The sequence below is a fragment of the Sulfitobacter sp. 1A12779 genome, from assembly GCF_043557315.1.
Classification (GTDB): Bacteria; Pseudomonadota; Alphaproteobacteria; order Rhodobacterales; family Rhodobacteraceae; genus Sulfitobacter; species Sulfitobacter faviae.
In genome coordinates, this window is sequence record NZ_JBIFFU010000003.1 from 175,695 (window position 1) to 192,579 (window position 16,885).

10 protein-coding genes and 1 tRNA gene are annotated in these 16,885 nt (G+C 61.8%); 6 read left to right on the top strand and 5 right to left on the bottom strand.

Features of this window, described 5'->3' with window-relative positions:
- Positions 1-13 precede the first annotated feature (13 nt).
- Entirely contained in the window at positions 14-1,642 is a 1,629-nt protein-coding gene (locus tag ACGYLQ_RS06005; protein WP_394441130.1) for a long-chain fatty acid--CoA ligase, read from the top strand.
- A gap of 42 nt (positions 1,643-1,684) precedes the next feature.
- On the opposite strand, the gene ACGYLQ_RS06010 is transcribed toward ACGYLQ_RS06005, so the two are convergent.
- From ACGYLQ_RS06010 to ACGYLQ_RS06025, 4 genes are all read right to left on the bottom strand, one after another.
- Positions 1,685-3,736: an ATP-binding protein gene (locus ACGYLQ_RS06010; protein ID WP_394441133.1), complete on the bottom strand. Its 2,052-nt coding sequence runs from the start codon at positions 3,734-3,736 to the stop codon at positions 1,685-1,687.
- 200 nt (positions 3,737-3,936) lie between these two features.
- Positions 3,937-4,010: transfer RNA gene (locus tag ACGYLQ_RS06015), tRNA-Gly, on the bottom strand.
- Positions 4,011-4,051: 41 nt separating this feature from the next.
- Positions 4,052-4,897: a class I SAM-dependent methyltransferase gene (locus ACGYLQ_RS06020; RefSeq protein ID WP_394441136.1), complete on the bottom strand. Its 846-nt coding sequence runs from the start codon at positions 4,895-4,897 to the stop codon at positions 4,052-4,054.
- On the bottom strand, positions 4,897-6,942 hold the full coding sequence (locus ACGYLQ_RS06025) for an ASKHA domain-containing protein (protein ID WP_394441138.1): 2,046 nt from the start codon (positions 6,940-6,942) through the stop codon (positions 4,897-4,899). Before ACGYLQ_RS06025 ends, ACGYLQ_RS06020 begins: the two co-directional genes overlap by 1 nt.
- A gap of 191 nt (positions 6,943-7,133) precedes the next feature.
- Here ACGYLQ_RS06025 and guaB point away from each other — a divergent pair, with 191 nt between their 5' ends.
- The 3 genes from guaB (at position 7,134) to ACGYLQ_RS06040 (ending at position 12,201) form a co-directional block, all read left to right on the top strand.
- On the top strand, positions 7,134-8,582 hold the full coding sequence (guaB, locus tag ACGYLQ_RS06030) for an IMP dehydrogenase (protein ID WP_394441141.1): 1,449 nt from the start codon (positions 7,134-7,136) through the stop codon (positions 8,580-8,582).
- A gap of 48 nt (positions 8,583-8,630) precedes the next feature.
- Entirely contained in the window at positions 8,631-9,791 is a 1,161-nt protein-coding gene (locus ACGYLQ_RS06035; RefSeq protein ID WP_394441142.1) for an RsmB/NOP family class I SAM-dependent RNA methyltransferase, read from the top strand.
- 175 nt (positions 9,792-9,966) lie between these two features.
- Entirely contained in the window at positions 9,967-12,201 is a 2,235-nt protein-coding gene (locus ACGYLQ_RS06040) for an ATP-binding protein (RefSeq protein ID WP_394441255.1), read from the top strand.
- Positions 12,202-12,219: 18 nt separating this feature from the next.
- On the opposite strand, the gene ACGYLQ_RS06045 is transcribed toward ACGYLQ_RS06040, so the two are convergent.
- Positions 12,220-12,813: a gamma-glutamyl kinase gene (locus ACGYLQ_RS06045; protein ID WP_271693818.1), complete on the bottom strand. Its 594-nt coding sequence runs from the start codon at positions 12,811-12,813 to the stop codon at positions 12,220-12,222.
- Positions 12,814-13,016: 203 nt separating this feature from the next.
- Between ACGYLQ_RS06045 and recA the strand changes: the two genes are divergently transcribed.
- Positions 13,017-14,087, top strand: coding sequence for a recombinase RecA (gene recA, locus ACGYLQ_RS06050; RefSeq protein WP_209218802.1), 1,071 nt, complete (start codon positions 13,017-13,019; stop codon positions 14,085-14,087).
- Between the two features lie 135 nt (positions 14,088-14,222).
- Positions 14,223-16,880, top strand: coding sequence for an alanine--tRNA ligase (alaS, locus tag ACGYLQ_RS06055; protein ID WP_394441144.1), 2,658 nt, complete (start codon positions 14,223-14,225; stop codon positions 16,878-16,880).
- Positions 16,881-16,885: the final 5 nt, after the last annotated feature.

Here is a 16,885-nt window from a genome sequence, read left to right on the forward strand (position 1 = left end):
TGGAGGACCCCCTATGCTTGGCCAGATGATGACGCAGCCGCTGCTGATCTCAAGCCTGATTTCCCATGCCGAACGCTATCACCCTGAGGGCGAGATCATCTCGGTCTCGACCACCGGCGGGGTTGAGGAGACGAACTGGGGGCAGGTGGCCGAGAATGCGCGGCGTTTGGGCGCGGCCTTGACCGATCTGGGGCTGTCGCCGCAGGCGCGTTGCGGGACCATCGCATGGAACAATCGGCGGCATCTGGAGATCTACTTTGGCACCTCCGGCGCGGGCTTTGTCTGCCATACGATCAACCCGCGGCTCTTTGCCGATCAATTGGTCTATATCCTCAACCATGCCGCGGATGAGGTGCTCTTCATCGACAAGACCTTCGTCCCCCTCGTCGCCGCGATCCGCGACAAACTTGAGCATCTCAAGCACCTCGTCCTGATGTCCGGCCCCGATGCCGAGGCAGCCGAGGCGCTGCCGGGGTTGGTCTTCTACGACGAATTGGTGGCTTCGGGCGATGCCGGGTTCGACTGGCCCGATCTGGATGAGAACACGGCGTCGAGCCTGTGCTACACCTCTGGCACCACGGGCAATCCCAAGGGCGTGCTCTATTCCCACCGCTCGACCGTGTTGCATTCCTTTGGCATCAACATGGCCGACAGCATCGCGATCTCCGCGCGGGACATCGTGATGGCCGTGGTGCCGATGTTCCATGTCAACGCTTGGGGCTGCCCCTATGCCAGCGCCATGACCGGCGCGCGGATGGTGCTGCCGGGGCCGAACCTCGATGGTGCCTCGCTCGTGGGGCTGATCGACACCTACCGCGTCTCCTTGGCGCTTGGCGTGCCGACGATCTGGCAGGGGCTCTTGGCGGCGGCAAAGAAATCCGGCAGCGAACTGCCCAGCCTAGAGCGTACCGTGGTCGGTGGTTCGGCCTGTCCGCCGTCGATGATCAAGACCTTCCGCGAAGACTATGGGGTTGAGACCATCCACGCTTGGGGCATGACCGAGATGTCGCCGGTGGGCAGCGTCAACAAGCCCTTGGCGAAACACGGTGAATTGCCCGAAGACGCCCAGCACAAGCTGCGCGAGAACCAAGGCCGCCCGGTCTTTGGCGTTGAGCTTGAGATCTGGGACGACACAGGCAAGCCGTTGCCCCATGACGGCGAGACCCAAGGTGCACTGGTCACCCGCGGGCATTGGATTTTGGATGCCTACTACCAATCCGACCGGGACAGCACCCTGCGCAATGGCTGGTTCGACACCGGCGATATCGCGACGATGGACGCCGACGGCTATATCACCATCCGGGACCGCGCCAAGGATATCATCAAGTCGGGCGGCGAATGGATCAGTTCGGTCGAGTTAGAGAATATCGCCATTGCCCATCCCGATCTGGCCGACGCCGCCGTCATCGGGGCCACCCATCCCAAATGGGATGAGCGCCCTGTTCTGGTCGCGGTGAAGGCCGAAGGGGCCGATCCGTCAGAGGCGGATATCCTCAAGGTTTTCGAGGATCAGATCGCCAAATGGCAGGTGCCCGACAGGGTGGTCTTCGCCGAGGCACTGCCGCGAAACGCGACGGGCAAAGTGCTGAAACGCGATCTGCGGGATCGCTTTGGCGATGTGCTGATGCAGGGCGAGAGCTGAGGCAATCGGCCCCGGTCCGCTCTGGGCCGGGGCGTTTTGCCGTCAGGCCGAACGGCGCATCTCACTATCAGCCACGGGCCGGGGCAGGGTCAGCCGGAAAGTGCTGCCCACGTCGACTTTGCTTTCAAGCGACAGGCTCCCGCCATGCAGGCTGGCCAGTTGCTCGGCAATGGCAAGGCCCAATCCCAAGCCGCCGTTCTCACGCGACATGGAGCCGTCAACCTGCTGAAACCGCAGGAAAACCCGTTCGAGATTGTCCTCGGAAATACCGCAACCCGTGTCGGAGACCGAGAAGGTGATCTCTTCGGCATCCTGCTGCATTTGCAGATGAATATTGCCGCTGCGGGTGAATTTGATCGCGTTTGAAATCAGGTTGTAAAGGATCTGCCTCAGGCGCACCGGATCTGCATTGGCGAGGGCCGTGCCATTGTCCTCATAGGTCAGGGTCAGCCCCTTGGCCTCGGCATCCGGGCGCAGGTCATCGGCGACGGAGCGGGCGATTTCGCTGGTCTCGATCTCTTGAAGATCAAGCTCCATCTTGCCGCGCGCGACCTTGGTCCAATCCAACAGGTCTTCGACAAGGCGCAGCATATGTTTGGACGACCCCGCGATGCCGCCCGCTTGGTCAGAGACGAAGTTTTGGAACTCATCGACGCTGTGGCGAATGTCGGGCGTGGCATTGGCGCTGTTGTTCAGCGCGGTCTGCAAACGCCGGGCTTGGGGCAGCTTCTCGGCATGTTGCAAGAAGGTCGCCCGGCCCGAGATCACGGTAAGCGGCGTGCGCAGTTCATGGCTGACGTTGTTCAGGAATTCGGTCTTTTCGCGGTCCGCCGCCTTGGCCGCGTCGAGCGCGCGTTTCTCGGCCGTCACATCGGTCCAGATGCCCACGGTATAGCCATGCGGCGTGCGCGATTCCGTGACTTTGAGCCAGAAGTTATCCGAGACCTCAAGAATGAAGGTGCCGGTCGGGTTGCGGAACCGGGCGAGACGTTTGGCGATCCATGCCTCACGCTCCTCGACCTGCTCAGGGTGCTGATGGCGGGCGACCCAATGGCGCAACAGCTCTTCGATGGTTTTGCCGGGGATCAAAAGGTCAGAAATTTCAGGGTGATACTCCAGAAACTTGCTGTTGACGGTGACAAGGCGTTCTTTCTCGTCAAAGGCGATGAACCCCTCTTGGATCGAGCCGATCCCTTCTGCCAAAAGCGCATGGGCTTCCTGCTTTTTCAGCGTGACCCGGCGGAAGGCCCAGAGGCCTGCCATCAGCGCGATGGTCGCGATCAGCGCGAAGGCCACGAGGTAGGGGCTTTGCGGGGCATAGGGGGGCAGACCGTTGGCGGGGCTGGCCGTCGCCTCCCATGTCTTGCCCAAAAGCTCGAACCGGGTGCGCACGGGGGCTGCGGGGTCGACCGCCGCAGGCTCAATCTCAGGCGGCATGACGCCCGTGGGGAAGGCGCGGAGGCTATAGATGTAGTCGGCGGCTTGATGCGGGTTTTGATGCGGCTCGAACAGCCGGTCGGGCTGGAAGACGATGGACATCACCCCCCAAAAACGCGGCGCGCCCAGGCCGATGGGGCGCTCGAACACCGGGTAGTGCATGATATAGCCCTTGCCGCCTTGAACAAGGTTCAGCGGCCCTTCGATGGTCGGGCTTTGGCGGCGGTAGGCATTGGCGACGCCGGAAAGCTGCGTCGGGATGTTCTTGTATTCCAGGCCAATCGTCTCGCCATTCTGGGTTTTGGGATAGCTATGGGTAATCTTGAGGTCCGGGGCGAGGGCGAAGGCCTGAATACCGGGGTTCCGGTCGCGTAACTCCTTGACCAGCAGTTCGATCTTTTTGTCTTTGAACGCCTCGCCGGAGAGCAGGATATTCTCGATATTCTTGGTGACCAGAATGGTCTCTTGGAACTGGTGCTGCACTTGATTGCTGACTTCATGCAGCGTTTGCCGGGCATCCTGACGGATGCTGGCGATATGCTGCTCGTAATCCAGTTTGACGATCGAATAGCTGATGCCGGCGACACAGCACAGCACGATGAAATTGACGATGATATACGCCTTGGACGTCGCGTAGTCCCGAAACGCGTTTGCCACGCTTTTTTCCTTTGCCTCAATGCGCATCCGACATCGTTGGGCCATCTGCGCGTAAGTTACTTCCCTGTTGATTGCTACTTTTGCGGGCAATCATGGCGAAATTCGGACCAGATTAGGCTTTTCATGGGGGTGACCTTGGGGAACCCTGCGGGGCCTGTGTGGGGCCATGTGGCGGGATCACGAAGGCGGAGGGGGGAGCGTGGAGCGGGTAACGAGAATCGAACTCGTAACTAAAGCTTGGGAAGCTGCCGTGATACCTTTTCACCATACCCGCGCGCTGAGGGTGAGATAATCGGCACGCGGGGGAAGGTCAAGTCAGGGTTTTATCGCGGTGACGAAATTGATTTCGGCAGGCAGGCGCAGGGGGCCGTTTTCCGCATAGGGGCGCAGGGCTTCGGCGATGGTCTGCCGAAGTTCCTCGACCTGTGCCGGGGCTGCCTCGAAATAATTGATCGCGCCGCTGGCCGGGCCGATGTCGCACATCTGCTGGGCAAGGTCATCGACCGTGCCCGCTGGGGTGAGGTCAAGCCGTGTCACTTTGCAGGCGATATCGACAAAGCCTGCCTCGGCGAGGATCGATACCACGCGTTCGGGGTCGCGAAAGGCGAAGGGGCCGGGGCCGTCGGGATCGCTTTTCGGCATGGCCCCGATGGTGGCCCGGGCCGCGCGGGCGGGCAGGGTAAAGAAAGGGTTCTCGGGGATTTGCCCCCAAGCGGCAAAGCTGATTTTCGCGCCGGGGCTGAGTTGCGCGGCCATGCGCGTGAAGCTCAGCACCGGATCGGCAAAGAACATCACGCCAAAGCGCGAGATCAGCCGGTCATAGGGAGGGGAAAGCGCTAGCGTCGTTGCATCACCGTGGTGAAAGGCGACATGGGGCAGGGCGGCAGCCCGTTGCCGCGCGAGGTCAAGCAACGGGGCAGAGACATCGACGCCCAGCACCGCGCCTGCATCGCCCACCGCCTCGGCGGCGGCGAGACAGCCCGCCCCCGCGCCGCAGCCGATGTCGAGCACCCGCAGCCCCGGTGCCAGTTCGGCGCGCGCCAGCACGCCGTCGAGCACCGGCTGCATCAGAATGTCCAACTCGGCCTGCCGCGCGGCCCATCTTTCGCCCGCTGAGGCGCTCCAGAATTCGACCTGATCGCTATTGTCGGAGGCGCTCATCACGTCGCCTTTCTTCTACGCCGACGCCCGCCGCGTTCGCTTTCGCCGCCGCCGGTGTTGAAGGTCACCTCTGGCAGGGCGACGAGGCTGTTGAGGATGGGGAAAGGCTCCACCGCGTTGGGAATGGCCGAGGCATTGACGAAATGCTCCTGAAAGCGCGGCTCGACGGCGGTTTCGATCTTGTGGATCGCGCCCACGGTCGCCTCAATCTCGGCCCGGGCCTCGGTATTGAGCAGGGCGATCCGGGCGCCGGTGCCAGCGGCATTGCCCGCGCTGGTGACTTTGTCGAGCGGCGCGTCGGGGATCATGCCCAGCACCATCGCGTGTTTGGGGCTGATATGCGCGCCAAAGGCCCCCGCCAGCACCACGCGGTCAACTCTGTCGACGCCAAATTTGTCCATCAGCAGCCGCGCGCCGGAATAGAGCGCGGCCTTGGCCATCTGGATTTCGCGGATGTCGCGGTTGGTCACCGTGATCTTGGGCCCGCCCTTTTCGGTGCCGTCATAGACCAGATAGCTGTTGGTGCGCCCATCGGCAAAGACCGAGGCCGAGCCCGTCTGCGCAGCGCTCCCAATCAGACCCGGCGCGTCGACGATGCCGTGAATGCGCATCTCGGCGACCATTTCGATAATGCCGGAGCCGCAGATGCCCGTGACGCCAGTGCTCGCCACCGCCTCTTCAAAGCCGTCCTCGTCGGACCAGAGATCACAGCCGATCACCTTGAACCGGGCCACCTTGGTCTCCGGGTCAATCTCGACCCGTTCGATCGCCCCCGGTGCCGCCCGTTGGCCCGAGCTGATCTGCGCCCCCTCAAACGCGGGCCCGGTGGGAGAGGAACAGGCCAGCACCTTTTCCTTGTTGCCCAGCAGGATCTCCGCATTGGTGCCCACATCGACCACCAGCATCAGTTCGTCGGATTTCTCAGGCGCCTCCGACAGGGCGACGGCGGCGGCATCCGCGCCGACATGGCCCGCGATGCAGGGCAGCAGGTAGACGCGGGCGGAGGGGTGGATGTTCAGGTCCAAATCCTCGGCCCGCAGACGCAGCGCGCCGGAGGTCGCAAGCGCGAAGGGCGCTTGACCCAACTCGAAGGGGTCGATGCCCAGCAGCAGGTGATGCATCACCGGGTTGCAGACAAAGACCGCGTCGACGATCAGATCGGGCGCGACATTCCCCTCGGCGGCGATCTGGGTGAAAAGCGTCGCCATCCCTTCGCGCACCGCGCGGGTCATCTCCTGCGCGCCGTCGGGGTTCATCATGGAATAGCTGACGCGGCTCATCAGGTCTTCGCCGAAACGGATCTGCGGGTTCATCACACCGGAAGAGGCCATGACCTCACCGGTTTGCAGATCGCACAAATGCGCCGCGATGGTGGTCGAGCCGAGATCGACCGCCAGACCATAGACCGTGCCTTCGTAATACCCCGGCCAGATGTTCATGATCCGCGCGGCGTTTTCCTGATCGCCCAGATGCACGGCAACGGTGACCTTCCATCCGCCTTTGCGCAGGACCGGCTGCATCATTTGCAGGATGTGCAGATCGGCGGTGACTTTCTCCAGCTCCCACTGCTCGGCCAGCGCGGCCCTGAGACGTTCCAGATCGCCCGAGGGTTCGTGCATGTCGGGCTCCGTCACCTCGGCGTAGAAGAGTTTGACGGACGGGTTCAGCACGATCTCCCGCGCCTCGGCGCGTTTGCGCACGACTTGTTTGTGCACTTGGCTCTCTGGCGGCACGTCGATCACCACATCGCCCTGCACCGTCGCCTGACAGCCCAGACGGCGGCCCTCTTTCAGGCCGCGCTTCTCGTCATAGCGTTCCTCGACCGCGTTCCATGGGCTCAGCGCATCGGGCGCGACGGTCACCCCATGTTTCGAGAACTGCCCATAGCCCGGCGAGACCTGACATTTTGAACAGATGCCGCGCCCGCCGCAGACCGAGTCCAGATCGACACCCAACTGCCGCGCGGCAGTCAGCACCGGGGTGCCTTTGGGAAAGCGCCCTCTCTTGCCGGAGGGCGTGAAAATCACGAGGGGGTCACTGCTCATCGGGGCCGTCCTTTGTTTCTTTGCGACAGCATAGCGTGCCGCGCGGCGGGGGAAAGATGCGGGGCGGCAATTCGTGCCGCGCCCGCGTCATTCGCCGTCTGTGGCTTACGCGGGGGAATAGGCCTTTCCAATCCCGGTCATCCGTGAAATAGGAAACCGCCAAATGAACCCATCCAGACCCGAGGTGTTAAATGGAGATTCGTGAGGCCCTGACCTTTGATGACGTCCTGCTGGTTCCCGCAGCGTCTTCTGTGTTGCCGTCAACCGCAGATACGCGAACCCGCGTCACGCAGAGCATCGCGCTCAATATCCCGCTGCTCAGTTCGGCCATGGATACGGTGACCGAAAGCCGCATGGCCATCGCGCTGGCGCAGGCCGGGGGCATGGGGGTGGTGCACCGCAACCTCACGATCGAAGAACAGGCCCGCGAAGTGCGTCGGGTGAAACGCTTTGAATCCGGCATCGTTTACAACCCGATCACCCTGCGCCCCGACCAGACGCTGGCGGATGCCAAGGACCTGCAAGAACGCTACCGCGTGACCGGCTTCCCGGTTGTAGACGAAAATGGCCGCGTGCTGGGCATCGTGACCAACCGCGACATGCGTTTCGCCTCCGACGACCGCACGCCGGTCTCGGTCATGATGACCTCTGAACGGCTGGCGATCCTGCAAGAGCCTGCGGACCGGGACGAGGCGATCAGCCTCATGAAATCGCGCCGGATCGAGAAGTTGCTGGTCACGGATGCCAGCGGCAAGCTCACCGGGCTGCTGACCCTGCGCGACACCGAACAGGCCGTGCTGAACCCCACCGCCTGCAAAGATGATCTGGGCCGCCTGCGTGTCGCTGCGGCAACGACAGTGGGCGACGCGGGCTTCGAGCGCTCGGAAGCGCTGGTCGATGCAGGCGTCGATATGATCGTGATCGACACCGCCCATGGCCATTCCGAAGGCGTGGCCCATGCGGTGACCCGGGCCAAGAAACAGTTCGGCGATGTGCAGGTCGTCGCGGGCAATGTGGCCACCGGCGACGCCACCCGCGCGTTGATCGACGCAGGCGCCGATGCGGTCAAGGTCGGCATCGGCCCGGGCTCCATCTGCACCACGCGGATGGTGGCGGGCGTGGGCGTGCCGCAACTGACCGCGATCATGGACTGCGTGGCCGCTGCGGGCGACGTGCCGATCATCGCCGATGGCGGCATCAAGTTCTCCGGCGATTTCGCCAAGGCGATTGCCGCCGGTGCCTCCTGCGCCATGGTCGGCAGCATGATCGCCGGCACCGATGAAAGCCCCGGCGAAGTCGTTCTTTATCAAGGGCGTAGCTTCAAAAGCTACCGTGGCATGGGCAGCATGGGCGCCATGGCGCGCGGCTCGGCAGATCGGTATTTCCAGAAGGACGCTGCCTCCGACAAACTGGTGCCCGAGGGGATCGAAGGTCAGGTGCCCTACAAGGGCAGCGCGGGCAATGTGTTGCACCAATTGGTCGGCGGTCTGCGCGCGGCCATGGGCTATACCGGTTGCGCCACAGTCGATGAGATGCGCCGCAACTGCAACTTCGTGAAGATCACCGGCGCGGGGTTGAAGGAAAGCCATGTGCATGACGTGCAGATCACGCGCGAAAGCCCGAACTACCGTATCGGTTAACCCATAAAGCAACGGCCCGCGGGCCGTTCTTTCCAAAAGGAAGATGCCATGACCCCCGGCGCGCGCGTATCCGCTGCGATAGAAGTATTGGACGCAATTGCCGGGGGGCTGGCCGCCGAACAGGCGCTGACCCGATGGGCGCGTCAGAGCCGTTTCGCGGGCTCCAAAGACCGTGCCGCCGTGCGCGATCATGTGTTTGACGTGCTGCGCCAGAAACGCAGCGCGGCGCATTATGGCAAGGGGGAGACGGGCCGCGCGCTGATGATCGGTGTGCTGCACGGGCAGGGGGGCGACCTTGACGCGCTCTTCTCAGGGGCGGGCCATGCGCCCGCGCCGCTGTCCGAGGCTGAGCGGGCTTTCCCGCCAGCGCCCGAGGATCGCGCAACGCGGCTGAACCTGCCCGACTGGCTGCTCCCCCTGTTCGACACGGCGCTCGGGGAGAATGCGGATGCCGCGGCCCTCGCGCTTCAAGAACGCGGGCCGATCTGCCTGCGGGTCAACACCGCACGGATCGCCGTGCCCGCGGCGCAAGAACTGCTGGCCGAAGAGGGTGTCCAAACCCGCGCAAACCCGCTTGCCAAAGCCGCGCTGACCGTGACCGAAGGCGCGCGCCGCATCCGAAATTCCACCGCCTTCACCGACGGTTACGTCGAATTGCAAGACGCAGCGAGCCAAGCTGTCGTCTCCGCGCTGCCTTCGGGGGGGCGGGTGCTCGACTACTGCGCCGGCGGCGGCGGCAAAGCGCTTGCACTGGCCATGGACCCCGCGCGTGAGATCACGGCACACGACATTGACCCCCGCAGGATGAGCGATCTTCCCCCCCGCGCCGATCGCGCGGGCGTCGCGATTTCCCTAGCCGATACCGAAGAAGCCAAAGCGGGCGCGCCCTATGATCTCGTCCTCTGCGATGCGCCCTGTTCCGGCTCGGGCGCATGGCGCCGCGCGGCGGAGGGGAAATGGACCCTGACCCCCGAGCGCTTGACCGAGTTGACCACCATTCAGGATCAGATTCTCGATACCGCAGCAGGACTTACCGCACGCGACGGAGTCTTGGCCTATGCCACTTGCTCCCTGTTTCGCGAAGAGAACGAAGCGCGGGTGGAAGCCTTTCTGGCCCGCCATCCCGAGTGGCGAGTGGCCCGCATGGATCGCTATGACGTAACCCCCGATGGCGACGGTTTCTTTTCAGCACAGTTGACGCGCGAGTAAATTTACCCATAATCAACCAATGCGTGCAAACCGATTTCGGTTAAAGCCTGCTTAACCTCTGTCGCACGTAATAGTCGTATGATTCGGTTGTTAGGGGATGTGCGTGCAGCAGGACGTTGGGCATTCAGGGATTGGGGGGCAGGCGGGGCTCAGGCGGCTTTGGCTGCTTGTGGTGATGGCCATTGCCGCTGGCGCGCTTGCGCTGCGCAGCACTGATGCGGCGTTGCAGCTTGCCCTTGCCGCCTCCGCGGCCACATTGGGTTTTATTTCAACTGGTTACATCGTCTTTCTTCTATGGGATTGGGGCCGGAATCGGGCCAGCGCGGATGGGGTCGCGGACTTCATCGCAAAAGACGCCGCACCGAGTTTCATCGCCACCTCCGATCGGCAAGTCATTTACCGCAACGAGGCGGCTCTGAAGCAGTTCGGCGAGGGCGGCGAAGAGACCCTCGCGCAGGCCTTACGAGCGCATTTCGCCAATCCCGTGGGCCTTCTCTACCGCCTGCAATCACGCGCCACCGTCAGTGGCAACGCGCGGGAAGAGGTGATCACCCGGTCCGGCCCCATGCGCCTATCGGTGCACCAGTTATCAGCCGACCGCCTGCTTTGGCGGATTGAAAGCGTTGCCACCCGCGAGGGCCCCCGCAGTACGCAAGAGAACATGGCCTTGCCAATGGTCATGCTGGGCCGCGGTGGGGCGATCCTTTTCATGAATGAAGCGGCGCGCATACTGGTCGGGGAACGGGTGAAGTCACTGGACCGATTGTTTAATTCCCTGCCACTAACCTCCGGAACCGTGACCGAAATCGCCACCGCGGAAGGAAACCGGCAGGTACTGGTGGCCGAGGTTGAGGCTGGCGCGAACCGCCGCGCGCTCTATCTTCTGCCGCCGCCCGAAGGGGCTGCCTCTCCCACTGAATTGGGCTGGGAAACCTTTCAAGACCTCCCCGTGCCGATGATTAAGCTGCGCCCCGACGGAACCGTATTGGCCTTCAACCGTATGGCGGGGAAATTGCTCGGCGTATCGCTGCGGCGGGACAGTCATCTTTCGCAACTGATGGAGGGGCTTGGCCGCTCGATCTCGGACTGGCTGCAAGACAGTCTGGCGGGGCGGCTGGTTCAGAAGTCCGAATTTCTCAGGCTTACCCGAACGGATCAGGAGGTCTTCGTTCAGGTCTCGCTCAACCGCATATCCGAAGGCGGCGAAGCGGCCCTCATCGCGGTGCTGCAGGATGCGACCGAGCTTAAATCGCTTGAGGCACAATTCGTGCAGAGCCAGAAGATGCAGGCCATTGGGCAGCTGGCCGGGGGCGTCGCGCATGACTTCAACAACCTTTTGACGGCGATTTCCGGGCATTGTGACCTCCTCTTGCTGCGGCACGATCAGGGAGACCCGGATTTCAGCGATCTGGTCCAGATCAACCAGAACGCCAATCGGGCGGCCGCGCTTGTGGGGCAACTCCTCGCCTTTTCGCGCAAACAAACCCTCCGGCCCGAGACGCTCGACATGCGCGATACCCTCGCCGATCTCACGCATTTGCTGAACCGTCTGGTGGGCGAAAAAGTAACGCTGACCCTTAGCCATGACCCGGTACTTGCGCCGATCCGCGCGGATAAACGCCAGTTGGAGCAGGTATTGATGAACCTCGTCGTCAACGCCCGCGATGCCATGCCCGCCGGGGGCGAGATCCGTATCGTGACCGAGGTGACGACCCTCGACCAACCGCTTGAAAGAGATCGGGTCAGCGTGCCAGCAGGCCGCTACGTCACGGTGCAGGTGCATGACGATGGCACGGGCATTCCGAAGGATAAGCTGCAAAAGGTGTTCGAGCCGTTCTTCACCACCAAACGAACCGGCGAGGGCACCGGCCTGGGCCTCTCCACTGCCTATGGCATCGTCAAACAAACGGGCGGATTCATCTTTATCGACAGTGAGTTGGGCAGGGGCACATGTTTCTCCCTCTACTTCCCCGTGCTGGAGGGCCAGTCCACTGCGGTCGCGAAAAAGCCCCCGGCATCGCCGGATCAAAGCCCGCTTCAGCGGTCCGACGGGGTGATCTTACTGGTGGAGGATGAAGCACCCGTGCGCGCCTTCGCAAGCCGCGCCCTGCGGCTGCGCGGCTACACAGTGCTTGAAGCCGAATCCGCCGAAGCCGCGTTGAAGATGCTCGAAGACAAGGAGTTGGATATCGATGTGTTCGTGACGGACGTCGTTATGCCCGGCATGGACGGTCCGAGCTGGGTGCGCCAAGCGCTTAAACAACGCCCGAATGTGCGGGTTGTTTTTGTCTCGGGCTATGCGGAGGATAACTTCGGTCAAGAACAGTCGAAAATTCCGAACTCTGTCTTCCTACCGAAACCCTTCTCTCTCACTGATCTGACCACAACGGTCCACAATCAGCTGCACTGAGCATCACGCGGGGCAGGGTTATGTGATCGACTCGTAGAGCTCAAACTCCGCCGCGAACTTACGGCGAAAGCGTTTTTCCACATTCGGGGAAAGCGCCAGCTCCATCTTGGGAGAGACATTCTCCTGCCCCAAGGTCAGCGTCACGTCGAGCCGCTCTTCCAAAAAGCGACGGAGCCGCGTCTGATCTTCATAGCGGAAATGGTGAGTGATCCCGGTGCCGTTCGGTTGGGTTTCCATGAACTTCAGCTGGCTCCCCACATCGGCGAACCCCGGCTTGTCGCCCTTCATATAGGCGAGGACGAATTCGTCGAAAGTGATTCCGAAAGTGTTGTTCGGCTTACCCTTCATGAAGGGGCGCTGCCGATAGCGATACCAACTGCCCAGCCAAGAGATCGGTTCGCGCATCACTGCCATCAGCTCAAGCTCGGCATCGCAAACTTTGAGAAACATTGGACGAATAAAACGATTATAGCGATAAACCGGCGCATGCTTCAGCATGGGCGGATCGGAAATCACCATATCCGCCCGCGGCGCAAGCGCTTTCTCATAGGCGGTGGTTCCGGTCTTTGGGACCGACAAAAAAGCCAGCCGTTCTTTAAAAAAAACAATCAATTGCGTCTTACCTTGGGCAGCAGGCGGCCCTTGCTGGGTTGGGTAAACCATTTCTTTACCATTCTCGCCAAAACATAAAGGACAAACAAAGTCATTGAAATGTTCCACATTTACCCTCATATGGAACATTAGAGGAACATAAGCGACGCAGCGCGCAGGCGATTGCCGCCGGGGCGCCACTGTGACACTAAGGAATGAACCTAATGGCAACGGCAGATCTTTTGACGATGGACAGCAAGAAAACCGCAGAAAAGCAAAAGGCGCTCGACAGCGCGCTGGCCCAGATCGAACGTCAGTTCGGCAAAGGGTCGATTATGAAACTGGGGGCCGAAGGGGCGATCCAGGATATCAAAGCCAGCTCCACAGGCTCGCTTGGCCTTGATATCGCGCTTGGTATCGGTGGCTTGCCGATGGGGCGTATCATTGAGATTTATGGCCCGGAATCCTCGGGTAAGACAACGCTGACCCTGCATTGCGTGGCAGAGCAGCAGAAGGCAGGGGGCGTTTGCGCCTTTGTCGACGCCGAACATGCGCTTGATCCGCAATATGCGAAAAAGCTTGGGGTGGACATTGACGAGCTGTTGATCTCCCAGCCCGACACGGGTGAACAGGCGCTGGAAATCACCGATACGCTGGTACGTTCTGGCGCGGTCAATATGGTGATTGTCGACTCCGTCGCGGCCCTGACGCCGAAATCCGAGCTTGAAGGTGAGATGGGCGACAGCAATGTCGGTGTTCAGGCCCGTTTGATGAGCCAAGCGATGCGCAAGCTCACTGGGTCAATCAGCCGTTCAAATTGTATGGTTATCTTCATCAACCAAATCCGGATGAAGATCGGCGTGATGTTCGGCTCTCCTGAGACCACCACCGGCGGTAACGCGCTGAAATTCTACTCCTCCGTCCGTCTCGACATCCGCCGGATCGGCGCCCTGAAGGACCGAGACGAGGTTGTTGGCAACGCAACGAAGGTTAAGATCGTCAAGAACAAGGTGGCGCCGCCTTTCAAACAGGTCGAATTCGACATCATGTATGGTGAAGGCATCTCCAAAATGGGCGAGTTGCTGGACCTTGGGGTGAAGGCCGGTGTGGTCGATAAATCCGGCTCATGGTTCAGCTACGGGGATGAGCGGATCGGGCAGGGGCGTGAGAACGCCAAGAACTTCCTGAAACAGAACACTGCCATGGCGTCGGAGATCGAAGACAAGATCCGCGCGGCCCACGGGTTGGACTTCGAAGGCCCCGGCGGTGACGACGCGGATATTCTTGAAGCTTGAACCTGATTTGATAGTTTGAATTTACGAAGGGGCACGGCAAAAAGCTGCGCCCCTTTTTCATGGGCAGGAACGGTGGACAGCGCCGGGGCTGAGGGGTATTTGGGACCGATCAAATCTGCCCCGGAAGGCCTCGCCATGAAGACGCTGAATGAAATTCGCTCAACTTTTCTGAACTATTTCGATGCGCAGGGGCATCAGATCGTGCCCTCCAGCCCGCTGGTGCCGCGCAACGACCCGACATTGATGTTCACCGCGGCCGGTATGGTCCAGTTCAAGAACCTCTTCACCGGGGTCGAGACGCGCGATTACAGCCGTGCCACATCGGCGCAGAAATGTGTGCGCGCGGGCGGCAAGCACAATGACCTCGACAATGTCGGCTATACCGCGCGGCATCACACGTTTTTCGAGATGCTCGGCAACTTCAGCTTTGGGGATTACTTCAAGGCCGAAGCGATCCCCTTTGCTTGGGACCTGCTGACCAAGGAGTTCGGCATCGACCCGAACCGCCTTTTGGTCACAGTGTACCATACCGATGAAGAAGCGGTTAAAATCTGGAAGGCCCATACCGGCCTGCCGGATGAGCGCATCATTCGGATCGCGACGGATGATAACTTCTGGTCCGCTGGCCCCACCGGCCCTTGCGGGCCTTGCACTGAGATTTTCTACGATCACGGCGATCACATTTGGGGCGGCCCTCCGGGATCGCCCGAGGAAGACGGTGACCGTTTCGTCGAGATCTGGAACCTCGTTTTCATGCAATACGAACAGTTCGAAGACGGCACGCGCCAGCCGCTGCCCAACCAGTCGATCGATACCGGGATGGGGATCGAACGGGTGGCGGCGCTGTTGCAGGGCACGAATGACAACTATGCCACCGACCTTATGCGCAACCTGATCGAGGCCAGCGCCCATGCGTCTTCGACCGATCCCGACGGACCGGGCAAGACCCATCACCGGGTGATCGCAGATCACCTGCGCTCGACCTCCTTCCTGATTGCCGATGGGGTGATGCCCTCCAACGAAGGCCGCGGATACGTGCTGCGCCGGATCATGCGGCGCGCCATGCGCCATGCCCATCTGCTCGGCGTTAAGGATCCCTTAATGCATCAACTGGTACCATCCTTGGTGCAGCAGATGGGCGCGGCTTACCCTGAGTTGGGACAGGCGCAATCGCTTATCCGTGAGACTTTGCTGTTGGAGGAAACCCGTTTCCGCCAAACGTTGGATCGCGGTCTGAAGCTGCTGGATGATGAGTTGAGCGGTTTGCCCGAAGGGGCGACCCTGCCGGGGGAGGCGGCGTTTAAACTTTATGATACATATGGCTTCCCGCTTGATCTGACGCAGGATGCGCTGCGCGAGAAGGGCCGTGCGGTCGATACCGAGGGGTTCGACACGGCGATGGCGGCGCAGAAGGCCAAGGCCCGTGCGGCTTGGGCCGGATCGGGCGAGGCTGCGGATGCTACCGTTTGGTTCGATGTGGCCGACAAAAGCGGCGTGACAGAGTTTCTGGGCTATGACACCGAAAGCGCTGAGGGGCAGATCGTCGCCTTGGTTCAGGGCAGTGATCAGGTCGAAGCCGCCGCAGTAGGCAGCGATGTGCAGGTCGCGCTGAACCAGACTCCGTTTTATGCCGAAAGCGGCGGCCAAGTCGGCGACACCGGCGTGATCCGGACGCAGACCGGTATTGTGAACGTGACCGATACGCGGAAATCGGCGGGCGTTTTCGTGCATTTCGGCCATGTGATCGAAGGCGAGGTAAAGCCGGGGCAGACCGCTGTTCTTGAGGTGGATCGTTTGCGGCGCAGTGCCATCCGGGCCAATCACTCGGCCACGCACTTGCTGCACGAGGCGCTGCGCAACGCTCTTGGGGACCATGTCTCGCAGCGCGGTTCGCTGAATGCGCATGATCGTCTGCGGTTTGACTTCTCTCATGCCAAGGGGCTGACGCAGGAAGAGTTGAGCCAGGTCGAGCGTGAGGTGAATGATTACATTCGCCAGAACACGCCGGTTGAGACGCGGATCATGACGCCGGACGATGCGCGCGCCATGGGGGCGCAAGCGCTTTTTGGTGAGAAATATGGCGACGAGGTGCGTGTCGTCTCGATGGGTCAGTTGGAAGGTTCCGGCAAGGGCAGCGACAAGTCGACCTATTCGCTGGAGCTTTGCGGCGGCACCCATGTGCGGCAGACGGGTGATATCGGCGCCTTCGTCCTTTTAGGAGACAGCGCGAGCAGCGCGGGCGTCCGCCGGATCGAAGCGCTGACCGGGACCGAGGCTTTGGCATGGCTGCGCGAACAGGAAGCGGCGCTGAGTCAGGTCGCGGCGGAGTTGAAAACCTCGGCCAGTGACGTGCCGGAACGGGTGCGTGCATTGTTGGACGAACGTCGCAGCTTGACCAACGAAGTGGCGCAGCTGCGTCGTGAATTGGCGATGTCGGGCGGCGGCGCGGCTGCGCCCGAAGCGCGCGAGGTGAACGGCGTGAAATTCGTAGGCCAAGTGCTAAGCGGTATCACGGGCAAAGACCTGCCGGGTCTGGTGGATGAACATAAGGCCATGCTCGGCTCGGGCGCGGTATTGTTGATCGCCGACACCGGCGGCAAGGCCGCGGTCGCGGGCGGTGTGACGAAGGATTTGACAGATCGCCTCTCGGCGGTCGACATGGTGAAAGCGGCGGTTGCCGAACTGGGTGGAAAGGGCGGCGGTGGCCGACCCGACATGGCGCAGGGCGGCGGCGCTTCGGCGGAGAATGCCGAAGCGGCGATTGCCGCGGCTGAGAACATCTTGAAAGGATAAGGCCC